This is a genomic window from Pinirhizobacter soli, assembly GCF_015905305.1.
Lineage (GTDB): Bacteria > Pseudomonadota > Gammaproteobacteria > Xanthomonadales > Rhodanobacteraceae > Pinirhizobacter > Pinirhizobacter soli.
Genome location: NZ_JADZLQ010000001.1, coordinates 813,992 through 828,416, shown reverse-complemented (window position 1 = coordinate 828,416; position 14,425 = coordinate 813,992). Strand labels below are relative to the sequence as shown.

Genomic DNA, 14,425 nt, shown 5'->3' with positions numbered 1-14,425 from the left:
ATGTTCACGGAGAGATGCCCGAGAGGCCGAAGGGGCTCCCCTGCTAAGGGAGTATAGGGTCAAAAGCCTTATCGAGGGTTCGAATCCCTCTCTCTCCGCCAGACACAAAAATGCCCCCGCAAGGGGGTTTTTTTGTGTCTGGCGGAGAGAGAGGGATTCGAACCCTTCGTTCGACGCGCGCAGCGCGAACGGCCGAAGGGCCGGTCATCCCTCCCCATGCCGGCAGTGAAGTGAAGCGGAGCGGCTGTAGAGCCGAACGAAGCGCCCTTGATCTTCGACGCCATCGCCACTTCCGAATCTCATCAACGAAAAAACCGGCCGCGGCCGGTTTCTTCGATACTGCATACAACGGGAATTATTTTGGTCGGGGAGACAGGATTCGAACCTGCGACTTCTACGTCCCGAACGTAGCGCTCTACCAGGCTGAGCTACACCCCGACAGCGAGCCGCGTATGTTAATGGGCCGGCCGGGGCTTGGCAACAGTTCCAGTCGCAGGCCCCGGGGATGGCGTGTCGCGCGGCGGCGCGGGCCTCATCTGGTAACCTAGGCGGCTGCATTTCGCCCCTTTGAAACCGCCTTCTTCCCGAGGATTCCATGGCACTGACCCAGGCCCGCACCATGCCCGGCGTGCTCGAGCTGCTCCCGCTGGACCAGATCGCTTTCCAGCGCATGCTCGACGTCATCCGCCGCAACTACGAGCGCTTCGGTTTCCTGCCCGTTGAAACCCCGGTGATCGAGTTTTCCGACGTCCTGCTGACCAAAACCGGCGGCGAGACCGAGCGCCAGGTGTACTTCGTTCAATCCACCGGCGCCCTGGCGCAAGAGAAGGACCGCCCGGAGCTTGCGCTGCGCTTCGACCTCACGGTGCCGCTGGCCCGTTACGTGGCCGAACACGAACACGACTTGAGCTTCCCCTTCCGCCGTTACCAGATGCAGCGCGTCTATCGCGGCGAGCGCGCCCAGCGCGGCCGCTTCCGTGAGTTCTACCAGTGCGACATCGACGTGATCGGCAAGGACGCGCTTTCGGTCCGTTACGACGCGGAGATCCCCGCGGTGATCTACAGCGTGTTCCGCGAACTGGACGTCGGCGCCTTCACCATCCAGATGAACAACCGCAAGTTGATGCGCGGTTATTTCGAAGGGCTTGGCATCGACGATGCCGAGAAGCAGATGCTGGTGCTGCGCGAGGTGGACAAGCTCGACAAGCGTGGCCCGCAATACGTGCGCGACACCCTCACCGGCGAGGCGTTCGGCCTGAGCCACGAAGCTGCCGACCGCATCCTGGATTTCGTCCAGGTGCGCTCGACCTCGCTTGCCGATGCTCTTGCCAAGCTCGACGCGCTTGGCAGCGGGGGTGAAACCTTCGAACAGGGCAGGGCGGAACTGAAGGAAGTGCTCGGCCTGCTGCGCGACTTCGGCGTGCCCGATACCCATTTCGTGCTGAACCTGTCGATCGCCCGTGGCCTGGACTACTACACCGGCACCGTCTACGAGACCACGCTCAACGATCATCCGGATATCGGTTCGGTGTGTTCGGGCGGCCGTTACGAGAACCTTGCCGGCCAGTACACCAAATCGCACCTGCCCGGCGTGGGCATCTCCATCGGCCTGACCCGCCTTTTCTGGCAGTTGCGCGACGCCGGTCTCATCGCGCGCGCGCAGAGCACCGTGGATGTGCTGGTGACGCAGATGGACGCCGCCGACTTGCCGCACTACATCGCCCTGGCTACCGAGCTTCGCCAGGCCGGCATCGCCACCGAGGTGGTGATGGAGGGCGGCAAGCTCGGCAAGCAGTTCAAGTATGCCGACCGCGCCGGTATCCGCTTCGTGCTGGTGCTGGGCGAGGACGAACTTGCCCGCAACGTGGTCACGGTCAAGGACCTTCGCCGTGAGGATCAGTTCGAAGTGGCCCGTACCGAATTGATCAAAGCCCTGCGCGTGGAACTGGCCCAGGCTGACATCAGCCTGCACCAGTCATCAAAGCCTTAAGCACCTGGTAACCGCATGAACGACAACACGAGCATCCTCCTTGACGGCGCCAGCCTCACCCGCGCCGACGTGGTGCGTGTCGCGCGCCACGGTGCGACCGTCCGCCTGGACTCCGGGCAGTTGGCGAAGGTTCGCCGCGCCGCGGATTTTCTCGCCGAGAAAGTGAGCTGCGGCGAGCCCATCTACGGCGTCACCACGGGCTTCGGCAGCAATGCCGACAAGCTCCTGGGCGCCCACCGCGTGCGCGACGAGCTGTCTGGCGGCAACCCTGAACACCACGAGGGAAGCCTGCTTGAGGAACTGCAGCACAACCTGATCATCACCCACGCGGTATGCGTGGGGCGGCCGTTCGCACCGGAGGTCGTCCGCGCGATGCTGGTCATTCGCGTGAACACCCTGATGCGCGGTCATTCGGGCATCCGGGTCAGCACGCTTGAGTCACTGGCCGAACTCCTGAACCGCGATATCATCCCGGTGATCCCGGAGAAGGGTTCCGTCGGTGCCAGTGGCGACCTTGCTCCCTTGTCGCACCTGGCCATCGTGTTGCTCGGTGGCGGTGAGGCGTTCTACCAGGGCGAGCGCATGCCCGGTGCCGAGGCGCTCGTCCGCGCTGGCCTGCAACCGGTGCGCCTGTCGTTCAAGGAAGGCCTGGCGCTCAACAACGGCACCACGCAGATGCTGGCTTGCGGTGTGCTGGCACTGGACCGCCTTCAGATGCTGATGGACACCGCGGACCTCGCCGCGGCAATGACGCTCGACGCCTTTGCCGGACGCACCCGCGCGTTCGCGCCGGAGGTGCATGCACTGCGCCCGCACCCGGGACAGGTGGCCACGGCCAGCCGTTTCCTTGAGCTGCTCGAAGGCTCCACCCTGGCCGATATCGCCTACCACCTGGTGCCGAGGTTCCGTCCGTGGCTGGCCGATGCCTGGAGCACGCCCGAAGGCCAGGCGCATCGGTTCGATATCAGCTGGGACTACGTGCCCGCCAGCCAGCGCCACGGCAAGGAAGCCTTCTACAGCCGCTTCCTGCCCTTCAAGGGTGGCAAGAAGCACCAGCCGCAGGACGCCTATTGCCTGCGCTGCGCCCCGCAAGTACACGGCGCCGTGCGCGATGCCTGGGACCAGGCTTGCCGTGTCTTCGACATCGAGTTGAACGCCGTCACCGACAACCCGCTGGTCTTTCCCGATGCGGAGAATGCCCAGGTGATCGAGGATCAGGTGATCTCCGCCGGCCACTTCCATGGCATGCCGCTGGCCTTGTCGATGAGCTACGTGAAGGCGGCGATCCCGGTATTGGCATCCATTTCCGAACGCCGCACGGCGAAGCTCGTGGATCCGGCCAATAACGACGGCCTGCCGGCCTTCCTGATCGGCAATGAAGACGCCACCGATTCAGGTTTCATGATCGTGCAGTACACCGCGGCGGCCCTGGTGAACGACCTGGCCACGCGCGCCCATCCGGCCTCGGTGTACTCGGTGCCCACCAGCGCCAATGCCGAGGACCATGTCTCCATGGGCGCCAACGAGGCGCGCCACGTGCTGGAGATGACTGAGGACCTCGGCCATGTGCTGGCCATGGAGCTCTATACCGCCGCGCAGGCCCTGCAGTACCGCCAGGACATGCTCAACGCGGCACGCGAATTGGCTATCAGCGGCGACTGGGCAGCCCTGGCAGGGAAGATCAACGGTGCCCCGCGACAGGATTCGCCGCACTACCCGCAGTTCGAGCGTGAGGTCAGGCAGTTGATGCAAGCACTTGCGGAAGCGGGGGATTTCCACGGTGGTACCGCCGTGCGCGAGGCGTTGGAGAAGCTCCGCGGGCAGATCGCCTTCATGCAGCGCGACCGCGCGATGGACGGCGATGTGAAGCGTATCTGCGACATCGTCGCCAGCGGCGTCCTGGTGGCTTAAGCCCCGGCGCCGGGCCCGGTCGCAGGCCTACTGCGACCCACACACGTTTCAGCGCCTTGCCGGGTAGGGCCAGTCATGGCATCATTTGTCCTATCGTACTAACGCGTTAATACATTATGAAGCGACGCTCCCTCGATCCCCAGACCACGGCCGGCGATGCCGAGCGCAGCCTTTGCGAGGCCCTGGTGGCCTTGGGGAAGGTCGACGACATGCAGGCCTTCCTGCACGACCTGTGCACCCCGGCGGAAATCGAACTGCTGGTGGACCGCTGGCGGGTCGTCCCTTACCTGCTTGAAGGCCTTTCCTACCGCGCCATCCACGAGAAAACCTCCGTGAGCATCACCACCATCGGCCGCGTCGCGCGCTACCTCAATCAGGGCAGCGGCGGCTACATGGCCGCCGCTGCACGTTCGCTCAACGAGCGCGGGGTATCGGCATGAAGCCCCGCGACCGCTTGCGCATCGCCATGCAGAAATCCGGCCGGCTCACCGAGCCTGCCCAGGAACTGCTGGCGCGTTGCGGCCTGAAGTTCCGTCAGAGCCGCGACAAGCTGTTCTGCTTCGGCGAGGGCGAGCCGGTGGATCTGTTGCTGGTGCGCGACGACGACATCCCGGGCCTGATCGCAGAAGGCGTCTGCGACCTTGGCATCGTCGGGCGCAATGTCCTGCGTGAGTTCCAGCTGACAGCCGATTCCTCGGTGCCGCGCATCGAAGAGCTGCGCCCGCTGGGATTTGGTGGCTGCCGGCTGTCGGTGGCGATGCCGCAGGAAGACGCCTACACCGATCCCTCGCAGCTGGGCGGCCTGCGCATCGCTACTTCCTACCCTGGCCTCCTGGGCGAATGGCTGCGCGAGAACGGCGTGGAAGCGAAGGTGGTGATGCTCGCCGGTTCCGTTGAAATCGCCCCGCGCCTGGGCACCGCCGACGCCATCTGCGACCTGGTATCGAGCGGCGCAACGCTTAACGCCAACCAGCTTCGCGAAGTGGCGGTGGTGATGGAAAGCCAGGCGGTCCTCGCCGGCCCCGCCACGCTTCCCACCGACGAACGGGGTGACCTTGCCGAACTGATGTTGCGCCGCCTCGACGGCGTGATCCAGGTGCGCGACTCGCGACTGGTGATGATGCAGGCGCCGCGCGACGCCCTGGATGCCATCACCCGCCTGCTGCCCGGGATGCCGCGGCCCACGCTCACCCAGGTCGACGGCGAGCCCGGCCAGGTAGTGCTTCAGGCGCTGTGCGCCGGTGCGGTGAGCTGGCGCCAACTGGAAGAAATGAAGAAAGCCGGTGCCCGCGACATGCTGGTGCTGCCGGTGGAGAAGATGCTGGCATGAAGCGCGTGGACTGGAACACCCTCGACGACGCTGGCCGTGACGCGGCCCTGGCCCGTCCTGAGCAATCGCGCTCGGCGGCGTTGCAGGGCGGGGTGGCGGCCATCATTTCCGATGTGCGGCGTCGCGGCGACGACGCTCTGCGCGAGCTTACCGAGCGGTTGGACGGCCACAAGCCTGCTGTGCTTGAAGTAAACGAGCAGGAATTCATCGACGCCGAAGCAAGGCTCGATGTCGCCTTGAAGTCCGCCATTGCCGAGGCCGCTTCCCGCATCGAAGCTTTCCACCGCGCGGGTGCGCCGACGGCCGTGTCGGTGGAAACTGCGCCCGGTGTCTGCGTCGAGCGGATGCTTCGCCCGATCCAGCGTGTAGGCCTGTACGTGCCTGCCGGCGGCGCACCCCTACCGTCCACGGCCCTGATGCTGGGCATCCCGGCGAGCCTGGCCGGGTGCGCCGAGGTGGTGCTATGCACGCCCTTGCAGGAGCACGGCCGCTGCGATGATGCCGTGCTGTATGCCGCGCGCCTGACCGGCGTGCACCGGGTATTCAAGCTCGGCGGCGCCCAGGCGATCGCCGCAATGGCTTATGGCACGGCGAGCGTTCCCCGCTGCGACAAGCTGTTCGGCCCGGGTAACAGCTGGGTTACCGAGGCCAAGCTCCAGGTCGCCGCCGATCCCGCTGGCGCTGCCATGGACATGCCGGCGGGTCCCTCCGAAGTGCTGGTGATCGCCGATGGCGATGCCGACCCGGTATTCGTTGCGGCAGACCTCCTTTCGCAGGCCGAGCACGGGGTCGATTCGCAAGTGGTGCTGGTGAGCGATGCGCCCCGGATGCTCGACGCAGTGGCGCGCGAGGTCGACCGCCAGGCACCGCTCCTGCCGCGTAGCGATATCGCCCGCGCATCGCTTGCCAACAGCCGGTTGATCGAAGTGCGCGACATCGACCAGGCCATCGAAGTCAGCAATCGCTACGCGCCCGAGCACCTGATCCTGCAGGTGGAGGAGGCGCGTAGCTGGCTTGCCTCGGTGCAGAGCGCAGGCTCGGTGTTCTTAGGTCGCTGGACACCCGAATCCATCGGCGACTATTGCAGCGGCAGCAACCATGTCCTTCCTACGTATGGCCATGCCCGCAGTTACAGCGGCGTATCGGTGGCAAGCTTCGTCAAGCAGGTGACCGTGCAGGAACTCACTGCCGAGGGCTTGCGCGCGATCGGTCCGTGCGCCGTCACGCTTGCCGCGGCAGAGCGGCTGGACGCACACGCCTTGGCGGTAACGCTGCGTCTGGATGCCCTGGGCGAGGTGGCCGCATGAGCGTACTGGACCTGGCACGAGCCGACGTGCGCGCACTGGTGCCGTATTCCAGCGCGCGCATGGAAGCGGCAGGTGGCGAGTTGTTCCTCAATGCAAACGAGTCGGCCTGGGACGATGGCCTGGGCTTGAACCGTTATCCCGACCCGCAGCCCAAGGCGCTGGTTGAACGACTGGCCCAGCTGTACGGCGTTGCCCCGGGCCAGGTGCTGGTGAGCCGCGGCAGCGACGAAGCGATCGATCTGCTGGTGCGTGCCTTTTGCGCTGCGGGGGAAAGCGCGGTACTGATTTCACCGCCGACCTTCGGCATGTATGCGGTGTGCGCGCGCGTGCAGGGTGCGACGGTGATCGAGTCGCCCTTGCGTCCGACGGATTTCTCACTCGACATCGACGCCTTGCTGGCCGCGGTGACTCCATCCGTGCGCCTGGTGTTCGTGTGTTCACCGAATAACCCTACGGGCGCCCTCGTGCCGCGCGATGGCATCGAGCGTCTGGCGAAGGCGCTGGCGGGCCGCGCCGTGCTGGTGGTGGACGAGGCGTATATCGAATTCGCCGGGCAGGGCAGCGCCGCGACCCTGGTGCAACAGCATGACCATGTTTGCGTGTTGCGCACCTTGTCCAAGGCCTACGCCCTGGCCGGTGCGCGCATCGGCTGCCTGCTCGGCGATGAAAGCCTGGTAGGGCTGCTTCGCCGGATCATGGCGCCATACCCGCTGGCAACCCCGTGCACCGACGCCGCCTTGCAGGCCCTGGCATCGCCTGCCTTCGACGAAGCACTCGTGCACGTTGGCACGATCCGCCACGAGCGCGAACGCATGGCCCGACGATTGCGGACCTTGCCATCAGTGCGTGAGGTGATGGCCTCCGATGCCAACTTCCTGACCGTTCGCCTGCATGATGTCGCTGCAAGCCAGGCGGCCTTGCTGGCCGCCGGCATCGTGGTGCGCGACGTGCGCCGCTATACGGGACTGGACGACGCACTTCGCCTGACCATCGGCCGTCCGCAAGACAACGACCGTGTATGGGACATACTCGCCACCATCGCGGTGCCGGCATGAGCGGCAAGATCCTGTTCCTCGGCCGTGAAGGCTGCATCGTCGCCAGGCCCGCGAAGGGCCCGGTGGATGCGTACGACAAGCTGGCCCTGGTTCCAGGCGTTCTCAACGCATTGCAGCAGTTCGTGGGTGCAGGCTTCGACCTGGTGATGGTGTCCAGCCAGCCGGGGCTTGGCGGCCCGGGTTTCCCGCGCGAAGGCTTCGCCGGTCCGCAGGCGCTTCTGCTGGGCTTGCTTGCATCCCAGGGCGTCGTTTTTCGCGACGTATTCATCGACGAAAACCTGCCGGGCGATGGTGTTCCCACGTGCCTGCCAGGCACCGGCATGCTGCGCGCATACCTGGGCGATGACGGCTGGAGCCGCACGCAGTCGATGATGGTCGGCGACTCCGATATCGACATGCAGCTCGCCGCCAACATGGGCGTTCGCGGCCTGCGCATCGGCCAAGACGGCCTGGACTGGCCCGCCATCGCGCACGCGCTGCTGGATTCGCCACGCACGGCCAGCGTCACGCGCCGGACGAAGGAAACCAATATCCGCGTAAGCGTCGACCTTGATCGCGCCACCGAGCCACATGCGCGCACGGGGCTGGGCTTCTTCGACCACATGCTCGAGCAGATCGGCAAGCACGGCGGCTTCGCCCTGACTATCGATTGCGATGGCGACACGCATATCGACGAGCACCACACGATCGAAGACTGCGCACTCGCCCTGGGCCAGGCACTTCGCCAGGCACTGGGCGACAAGCGCGGCATCGGTCGCTACGGCTTCACCCTTCCGATGGACGAAAGCGCAGCCAGCGCCGCGCTCGATCTCTCCGGCCGTCCGTATTTCGTTTTCGAGGGAAACTTCCCGCGCGAACGTGTCGGTGAGGTGCCTACGGAGCTTGTACCGCACTTCTTCCGTTCGCTGTGCGAGACGCTGGGTGCGAACCTGCACCTGACGGTGCGTGGGGAGAATGCGCACCACATGGTCGAGGCGTGTTTCAAAGTGGTGGCACGGACCCTGCGCCAGGCACTGCGGCGCGAAGGCGCGGATCTGCCCAGCACCAAGGGAGCTCTCTGATGGCCGACGTGGTGCTGGTGGACGCCGGCGGCACCAACATCGGGTCGGTGCGTTATGCCTTGCTGCGCCTGGGGGCCGAGGCGGAACTCACGGCCGATCCGGAACGCATCCGCGCAGCTTCGCACGTGATCCTTCCAGGCGTGGGCGCCGCGCCGCCCGGCATGGCGCGGTTGCGCGAGGCGAACCTGGTTCAGGTGCTGCGCGGCCTGGCGCAACCGGTGCTGGGCGTGTGCCTGGGCATGCAACTGCTTTGCGAGTCGTCCGACGAGGGTGACACCCTATGCCTGGGCGTGGTGCCGGGCCGGGCACGCCGTTTCACCGCGACCCCAGGATTGCGCATTCCGCACATGGGTTGGACGACCCTGCAGCCGACGCAACCGCATCCGCTGCTTCGTGGCATCGGCGAGGATGCCTGGACCTATTTCGTGCACAGCTTTGCGCTGCCGGCGGGTGAACACACGCTTGCCACCAGTACGCACGGCGAGCCGTTCTCGGCCGTGATCGGCCGCGGCAACTTCTTCGGCATGCAGTTCCATCCGGAACGTTCCGCGCGCACCGGTGCGCGCCTCCTGGCCAACTTCCTCGACCTATGACGACGCAAGTCATTCCTGCCATCGATCTTCGCCAGGGGCGCGTGGTCCGCCTGCGCCAGGGTGATTACGCACAACAGACCAACTTCGACGTCGATCCTGCTGTCCTGGCCGGCCAGTATCGCGACTCGGGCGCCACGTGGCTGCACGTGGTGGACCTCGACGGCGCACGCGATGGCGGCTTTGCCAACCTCGCCTATATCGAGGCGATCGCCAAGGCCGGCTTGAAGCTGCAGGCCGGTGGCGGCGTGCGTGACGCCGCCGGCATCGAGCGCCTGCTTGGCCTGGGTGTGGCGCGGGTGGTGGTGGGCAGCATCGCCGTACGCGAGCCCGATACGGTGTCCGGCTGGTTGGCGCGGTTCGGGCCTGAACGCCTGACGATCGCGCTCGATACCCGCTGGCGCGAGGGTGCCTGGCAGCTGCCACACGCAGGATGGACTGAGCAGGCAGGCGCCACCCTGGAGGTGCTGGCGCCGCTGTTCGCCAAGGCGGGCGCCGTGCATCTGCTATGCACTGACATCGATCGTGACGGCATGATGGCCGGCCCAAATCTCACCCTATACCAGCGCCTGGCCGCGCTGGCGCCGGGCTTGCAGGTGCAGGCGTCGGGCGGCGTGCGTTCGGCCGCCGACGTCGCCGCGGTGGCGGCAGCGGGCATCGCCGGTGTGATCGTCGGGCGTGCCCTGCTGCAGGGCTCGCTGGCCCTGGCCGATGCCTTCGTGGCAGCCGGCGGCGTGGAGGCCTGAGCATGCCGGCACGCCGCATCATTCCTTGTCTTGACGTGCGCGATGGCCAGGTGGTCAAGGGCGTGCGCTTCCGCGACCATGCCGTGGTTGGCGGCATCGTCGAGCTGGCTTTGCGCTACCGCGACGAAGGCGCCGATGAACTGGTGTTCTATGACATCACGGCAAGCCCGGAAGGGCGTCGGGTGGACCGCGATTGGGTCGAGCGCGTGGCCCGCGTCATCGACATCCCGTTCTGCGTAGCTGGCGGCATCCGCAGCGTCGAGGGCGCCCGCGAAGTGCTGCATGCCGGCGCCGATAAAATATCGGTAAATTCCCCAGCGCTGGAGCGCCCGGACCTCATCGACGAACTGGCCACTGCTTTCGGCGTGCAGTGCGTGGTGGTGGGCGTGGACAGCCTGCGTGACGATGACGGTACCTGGCGCGTCCGCCAGTACACGGGTGATCCTTCGAAGACGCAGGCACTGGCCCGCACCACGCTTGCCTGGGTGGCCGAAGCCTGCGACCGCGGAGCGGGGGAGATCGTGCTCAACTGCATGGGTTCCGATGGCGTGCGCCAGGGCTACGACATCGAGCAACTGCAAGCGGTACGCGAGGTGTGCCCGGTACCGCTGGTGGCGTCCGGCGGGGCGGGAACACCGTCGCACTTCATCGACGCGTTCACCCATGCGGACGTCGATGCCGCGCTTGCTGCCAGCGTATTCCACGCAGGCACCATCGCCATCGACGATCTGAAAGACCAGTTGCGCCGCGCCGGCGTGGAGATAAGGGCATGACCGTGCAACCAGATTGGGCCAAGGGCGACGGGTTGTTGCCCATGGTGGTGCAGCACGCGCGAACGGGCGAAGTGCTGATGCTTGGTTACGTCGACGAAGCCGCCTTGAAGGAAACCGAAGCCAGTGGCCTGGTCACTTTTTTCAGCCGCAGCAAGCAGCGGTTGTGGACCAAGGGCGAGACCTCGGGCAACGTGTTGCGCCTGGTCGACCTGCATCTGGATTGCGACGGCGATACCTATCTTGCACGTGTGGAACCTGCGGGTCCTACCTGCCACCGAGGTACATCCAGCTGCTTCGGCGATGGCGTGCGTCCGCCGCTGGCCTTCCTGGCCGAGCTCGACGCATTGGTGGCGCGCCGCCATGCCGAACGGCCCGAGGGTAGCTACACCACCGCCCTGTTCGATGGCGGTACCCGCGGTATTGCGCAGAAGGTGGGTGAGGAGGGTGTCGAGGTGGCGCTGGCTGGCGTCGCCCAGGACGACGGCGCTTTACTGGGGGAAGCAGCGGACCTGGTGTTTCACCTGACGGTGCTTCTTCGTGATCGCGGCCTGGACCTTTCCGCCGTGGCCGCGGTGCTGGCCGAGCGGCACGCTACTTCGCCGCGCTGAACCCGATGGTGGGGCCCGCCTTGTGGCCGGCCCGCCATTTTTCCAGTTGGGCTTCGATGCCGAACCCGAGGTCGAGCTGCGGTTCGCTCGGGGTGAGCTTGTCACGCTGCTCCCACTGGTTGATTTCCTTCTTAGCGTTGGCGAAGGCGGCCAGGATGTCGTCGGTCTGGTTCAGGCCATCCACCAGCCACGCACGGCCGAAGTAGGTGATGTCTGAATCCGATCCGCACCCGAACGAGCTTCGATCGCTTCGCGCGGCCGTAAGCACAGCCGTTCCATCACCGCGCAGCGACGGCAGGAAACCGCCGGAGTAGCAGGCGTTCACCACCACGACTTTGTAGCGGATGTGGCGGCTTGCGAGCATCTGCGCCAGGCCGTCCGGATCGAGCTGGTCCAGGGGCAGGGGATTCATGTCCACCAACAGCGTGTGGTCTTCGGTGCCGTGGCTGGTGAGGTAGAGCAGCAGGATGTCCTGGCCACGGTCCATGCGCGAGGCTATGGCGTCGAGCCCGGTTTCCAGGTTGCTCCAGGTGGCAAGTGGGCGCGTGTTGAGCGTGGCCGGATTGTTCTGCAGCACCAGCACATGGCCTTGGGCATCGAAGCGCCGTGCGAAGAGGTGCTGGGCATATTCGGCCTCGTTGCGGAAGACGTCCTCGCCACCGTCGCCGGCGAATGCGATCACCCAGAGGTTGGGCTTGCCGGGCACGCGTGGCGTGAGTTCGCCGACGGACTTTTCCATCATCCGGGGCTGGGCGTAGAGGACTTGTTCGGGGGAAGGGGCATCGGCTGGCCAGTTGTCTGCGTTGTCATCCTCGCCGTCGTCGGCGCTGTCGACATCGCTGCCCTCGTCGGCCACGGTCGATGCTCCGGCCGGCGGCGCGGCCGAGGTTGCCGGGGCAGCGCCCACCGCTGGCGATGCACTGGACGGGATGTGCCCGCCAGCCACGCTGGCGGAGTGGAAATGCGCCAGCACATGCATGGCCAGCCCGCCGCCGACGAAGGCCAGCAAGGCCACCAGCAACAGGCGCGCGGAGGGTTTCAGACGATGATCTCGTCGAAGCGGGCAAAGGCCGGATGCGCCGACTGCGCGGGCTTGGGGTCCTTGCGCAGCAGCCAGGCGGTCTGCAAGCCAGCCGCGCGGGCGGCATCGAGCTCCTGCTCGATGTCGGACAGGAACAGGATGCCGGACGGTTCCTTACCGATGGCCTGGGCAATGGCCGCGTACGAGGCCGCCTCGCGCTTGGGGCCGGTGGTGGTGTCGAAGTAGCCGGAGAACAGCGGTGAAAGATCACCCGCCTGGCTGTAACGGAAGAACAGCTTCTGTGCAGGCACCGAGCCCGACGAATACACGTAGAGGGGAATACCTGCCGCGTGCCAGCTGGCCAGCACCGTGGGGACATCGGGATAGACGTGGGCCCGGTAATCGCCGGCTTCGTAGCCGTCCTTCCAGATCATGCCCTGGAGCGCTTTGAGCGCCGTGGATTTGCGGTCTTCGTCTATCCAGCGCAGGAGAAGGTCCACCACATCGTGCCGGCTGGCTTCCACGAGGCCTGCCTCGCGCGCGGCCTCGGAGAGCCAATGCTGCACCGGCGCCGTATCGATATGCGTTTCCACGTACGCCGGCAGGCGTTCTCGGGCGTAAGGGAACAAGATGTCGTGGACGAAATCGATGGAGCTGGTGGTGCCTTCGATGTCGGTGACGATGGCGTGGATCGCGCTCATCAGGCGGCCCTGGGCGCGGACGGGTGCGGATCCATGCGTGGGAAGCGCGTGGCGATGTCCTGGCCGGTGAAATTGGCCACCCAGCCTTCGGTATTGGTGAACAGGCGGATGGCAACGAAGTACGGTGATTCGCTCATGTCGAACCAGTGCGGCGTGCCGTCGGGTACCCCGATCAGGTCGCCTGCCTCGCACAGCACCTCGTAGACCTTGCCCTGGATGTGCAAGGTGAACTGGCCGGCACCGGCGACGAAGAAGCGGACTTCGTCCTCGCTATGGGTGTGTTCGTCCAGGAATTTCTTGCGCAGCGTGGCGCGGTCCGGGTGGTCGGGCTTGAGGCTGATGACATCGACCGCGCGATAGCCTTCCTCGCGCATCAGCCGATCGATGTCGCCCTGGTAGGCGGCGATCACTTCCTCCTGGCTTGCGCCGGGGATGATCGGCTGGGCGGCTTCCCAGGCTTCGAAACGGATGCCGACCTTGGCAAGTTCCGCGGAGATAGCGTCGTGGTCGCGGATGTCGGCGAGAGCCGAGTCGTGGGCGTTATCGGCGTAAATGCGCAGGCGGCTCATGATGACAACCTCTTCAAGTCCAGTTCGCAGGCCAGCAGGAATTCCAGCGCTTCCAGGTGGCGGCGGGTTTCGGGCATGTCGCGACCCCAGGTATAGATGCCGTGGCCATCGATCAGGTAAGCATGCAGCGGCTTGCCTGCATCAAGCCAGGCGTCGATGCGCGCGACAAGCTCGGGCATATGCTGGGTATTGGGAAATACCGGCACTTCCAGGCGGCTTTCATGCGTGGTGTAGCCGGTAATGGCCTTCTGCAGTTCCCAGCCTTCCAGCACCACGGCGCCGCCCTGGGCGAACAGGCGCGAGGCCACGCTCTGGTTGCGCGAATGAGTGTGCAGCACGACGCCAGCTTCCGGGAAGCGGCGGTAGATCTGCGTGTGCAGGCCGGTTTCGGCGCTGGGCCGGTGAGTGCTGCCCACGGCATTGCCGTGGAAATCCACCACCATGATATCGCCGCGGGAAAGGCGGCCCTTGTCCTTGCCCGAGATGGTGATCGCCGCGTGGGCGTCGTCCAGGCGCATGGAGAAATTGCTGCTGGTGGCCGGTGTCCAGCCCAGTGCCGCCAGCTCGCGCGCGGCGTCGGCGATCTCGTCGGCGTGGCGGGCAAGCAGGCTCATGTCGATGCTGGCGGTCATGTGATTTGGACGTCCAAACGATTGTTGATGATAACACGCCGGCCATGGCCGGCCGGCGAGGAATACGAGCCATTCTCACGACTCATGAAACGTTCGCTGTCATGGCGTATATTCCGCCGCAGGCCGCGCGT

Annotated in this window: 15 protein-coding genes and 3 tRNA genes; 12 read left to right on the top strand and 6 right to left on the bottom strand. The window is 65.9% G+C overall.

The window, feature by feature from the left end; genetic code table 11:
• The first annotated feature begins 8 nt into the window (after nucleotides 1–8).
• A tRNA-Ser gene (locus NDK18_RS03330) sits at nucleotides 9–101 on the top strand.
• Nucleotides 102–139: 38 nt separating this feature from the next.
• Here NDK18_RS03330 and NDK18_RS03325 read toward each other — a convergent pair.
• Together NDK18_RS03325 and NDK18_RS03320 are read right to left on the bottom strand one after the other, a co-directional pair.
• Nucleotides 140–214 (bottom strand) — tRNA-OTHER (locus tag NDK18_RS03325).
• A gap of 147 nt (nucleotides 215–361) precedes the next feature.
• A tRNA-Pro gene (locus NDK18_RS03320) sits at nucleotides 362–438 on the bottom strand.
• 157 nt (nucleotides 439–595) lie between these two features.
• Here NDK18_RS03320 and hisS point away from each other — a divergent pair.
• The 11 genes from hisS (at nucleotide 596) to hisIE (ending at nucleotide 11,371) form a co-directional block, all read left to right on the top strand.
• The gene (gene hisS, locus NDK18_RS03315) at nucleotides 596–1,990 is read left to right on the top strand and encodes a histidine--tRNA ligase (protein WP_250625731.1); all 1,395 of its coding nucleotides are present in this window, start codon (nucleotides 596–598) and stop codon (nucleotides 1,988–1,990) included.
• A gap of 15 nt (nucleotides 1,991–2,005) precedes the next feature.
• On the top strand, nucleotides 2,006–3,901 hold the full coding sequence (locus tag NDK18_RS03310) for an HAL/PAL/TAL family ammonia-lyase (protein ID WP_250627082.1): 1,896 nt from the start codon (nucleotides 2,006–2,008) through the stop codon (nucleotides 3,899–3,901).
• A 116-nt stretch (nucleotides 3,902–4,017) separates the two neighbouring features.
• Nucleotides 4,018–4,341: a YerC/YecD family TrpR-related protein gene (locus tag NDK18_RS03305; protein WP_250625733.1), complete on the top strand. Its 324-nt coding sequence runs from the start codon at nucleotides 4,018–4,020 to the stop codon at nucleotides 4,339–4,341.
• Complete coding sequence (gene hisG / locus NDK18_RS03300; protein ID WP_250627081.1) at nucleotides 4,338–5,231, top strand: ATP phosphoribosyltransferase; 894 nt, start codon at nucleotides 4,338–4,340, stop codon at nucleotides 5,229–5,231. The genes NDK18_RS03305 and hisG overlap by 4 nt, the downstream gene beginning before the upstream one ends.
• Nucleotides 5,228–6,538 (top strand): histidinol dehydrogenase, encoded by a 1,311-nt coding sequence (gene hisD, locus NDK18_RS03295; protein ID WP_250627080.1) that lies wholly within the window; start codon nucleotides 5,228–5,230, stop codon nucleotides 6,536–6,538. Before hisG ends, hisD begins: the two co-directional genes overlap by 4 nt.
• The gene (hisC, locus tag NDK18_RS03290) at nucleotides 6,535–7,593 is read left to right on the top strand and encodes a histidinol-phosphate transaminase (RefSeq protein ID WP_250625736.1); all 1,059 of its coding nucleotides are present in this window, start codon (nucleotides 6,535–6,537) and stop codon (nucleotides 7,591–7,593) included. Before hisD ends, hisC begins: the two co-directional genes overlap by 4 nt.
• Nucleotides 7,590–8,654, top strand: a complete 1,065-nt coding sequence (hisB, locus tag NDK18_RS03285; RefSeq protein WP_250627079.1) for a bifunctional histidinol-phosphatase/imidazoleglycerol-phosphate dehydratase HisB — start codon at nucleotides 7,590–7,592, stop codon at nucleotides 8,652–8,654. The genes hisC and hisB overlap by 4 nt, the downstream gene beginning before the upstream one ends.
• Nucleotides 8,654–9,247: an imidazole glycerol phosphate synthase subunit HisH gene (hisH, locus tag NDK18_RS03280; RefSeq protein WP_250627078.1), complete on the top strand. Its 594-nt coding sequence runs from the start codon at nucleotides 8,654–8,656 to the stop codon at nucleotides 9,245–9,247. The genes hisB and hisH overlap by 1 nt, the downstream gene beginning before the upstream one ends.
• Nucleotides 9,244–9,990 (top strand): 1-(5-phosphoribosyl)-5-[(5-phosphoribosylamino)methylideneamino]imidazole-4-carboxamide isomerase, encoded by a 747-nt coding sequence (hisA, locus tag NDK18_RS03275; RefSeq protein ID WP_250627077.1) that lies wholly within the window; start codon nucleotides 9,244–9,246, stop codon nucleotides 9,988–9,990. The genes hisH and hisA overlap by 4 nt, the downstream gene beginning before the upstream one ends.
• A gap of 2 nt (nucleotides 9,991–9,992) precedes the next feature.
• Nucleotides 9,993–10,763 (top strand): imidazole glycerol phosphate synthase subunit HisF, encoded by a 771-nt coding sequence (gene hisF / locus NDK18_RS03270; RefSeq protein ID WP_250627076.1) that lies wholly within the window; start codon nucleotides 9,993–9,995, stop codon nucleotides 10,761–10,763.
• Nucleotides 10,760–11,371: a bifunctional phosphoribosyl-AMP cyclohydrolase/phosphoribosyl-ATP diphosphatase HisIE gene (gene hisIE / locus NDK18_RS03265; protein WP_250625741.1), complete on the top strand. Its 612-nt coding sequence runs from the start codon at nucleotides 10,760–10,762 to the stop codon at nucleotides 11,369–11,371. Before hisF ends, hisIE begins: the two co-directional genes overlap by 4 nt.
• Here hisIE and NDK18_RS03260 read toward each other — a convergent pair.
• Genes NDK18_RS03260 through NDK18_RS03245 form a run of 4 tightly spaced genes read right to left on the bottom strand, consistent with a single transcriptional unit; the run spans nucleotide 11,355 to nucleotide 14,294 of the window.
• Nucleotides 11,355–12,386: a C13 family peptidase gene (locus NDK18_RS03260; protein ID WP_425502837.1), complete on the bottom strand. Its 1,032-nt coding sequence runs from the start codon at nucleotides 12,384–12,386 to the stop codon at nucleotides 11,355–11,357. The genes hisIE and NDK18_RS03260 overlap by 17 nt on opposite strands.
• Before the next feature lie 23 nt (nucleotides 12,387–12,409).
• Entirely contained in the window at nucleotides 12,410–13,093 is a 684-nt protein-coding gene (mtnC, locus tag NDK18_RS03255) for an acireductone synthase (protein WP_250627075.1), read from the bottom strand.
• Nucleotides 13,093–13,662, bottom strand: coding sequence for a 1,2-dihydroxy-3-keto-5-methylthiopentene dioxygenase (locus NDK18_RS03250; protein WP_250625744.1), 570 nt, complete (start codon nucleotides 13,660–13,662; stop codon nucleotides 13,093–13,095). Before NDK18_RS03250 ends, mtnC begins: the two co-directional genes overlap by 1 nt.
• Entirely contained in the window at nucleotides 13,659–14,294 is a 636-nt protein-coding gene (locus NDK18_RS03245; RefSeq protein WP_250625745.1) for a methylthioribulose 1-phosphate dehydratase, read from the bottom strand. The genes NDK18_RS03250 and NDK18_RS03245 overlap by 4 nt, the downstream gene beginning before the upstream one ends.
• Nucleotides 14,295–14,425 lie beyond the last annotated feature (131 nt).

Excerpts from the sequence above, each read along its gene's own strand:
- hisS (WP_250625731.1), top strand. The coding sequence starts at position 596 with ATGGCACTGACCCAGGCCCGCACCATGCCCGGCGTGCTCGAGCTGCTC.
- NDK18_RS03310 (WP_250627082.1), top strand. The coding sequence starts at position 2,006 with ATGAACGACAACACGAGCATCCTCCTTGACGGCGCCAGCCTCACCCGC.
- NDK18_RS03305 (WP_250625733.1), top strand. The coding sequence starts at position 4,018 with ATGAAGCGACGCTCCCTCGATCCCCAGACCACGGCCGGCGATGCCGAG.
- hisG (WP_250627081.1), top strand. The coding sequence starts at position 4,338 with ATGAAGCCCCGCGACCGCTTGCGCATCGCCATGCAGAAATCCGGCCGG.
- hisD (WP_250627080.1), top strand. The coding sequence starts at position 5,228 with ATGAAGCGCGTGGACTGGAACACCCTCGACGACGCTGGCCGTGACGCG.
- hisC (WP_250625736.1), top strand. The coding sequence starts at position 6,535 with ATGAGCGTACTGGACCTGGCACGAGCCGACGTGCGCGCACTGGTGCCG.
- hisB (WP_250627079.1), top strand. The coding sequence starts at position 7,590 with ATGAGCGGCAAGATCCTGTTCCTCGGCCGTGAAGGCTGCATCGTCGCC.
- hisH (WP_250627078.1), top strand. The coding sequence starts at position 8,654 with ATGGCCGACGTGGTGCTGGTGGACGCCGGCGGCACCAACATCGGGTCG.
- hisA (WP_250627077.1), top strand. The coding sequence starts at position 9,244 with ATGACGACGCAAGTCATTCCTGCCATCGATCTTCGCCAGGGGCGCGTG.
- hisF (WP_250627076.1), top strand. The coding sequence starts at position 9,993 with ATGCCGGCACGCCGCATCATTCCTTGTCTTGACGTGCGCGATGGCCAG.
- hisIE (WP_250625741.1), top strand. The coding sequence starts at position 10,760 with ATGACCGTGCAACCAGATTGGGCCAAGGGCGACGGGTTGTTGCCCATG.
- mtnC (WP_250627075.1), bottom strand. The coding sequence starts at position 13,093 with ATGAGCGCGATCCACGCCATCGTCACCGACATCGAAGGCACCACCAGC.
- NDK18_RS03250 (WP_250625744.1), bottom strand. The coding sequence starts at position 13,662 with ATGAGCCGCCTGCGCATTTACGCCGATAACGCCCACGACTCGGCTCTC.
- NDK18_RS03245 (WP_250625745.1), bottom strand. The coding sequence starts at position 14,294 with ATGACCGCCAGCATCGACATGAGCCTGCTTGCCCGCCACGCCGACGAG.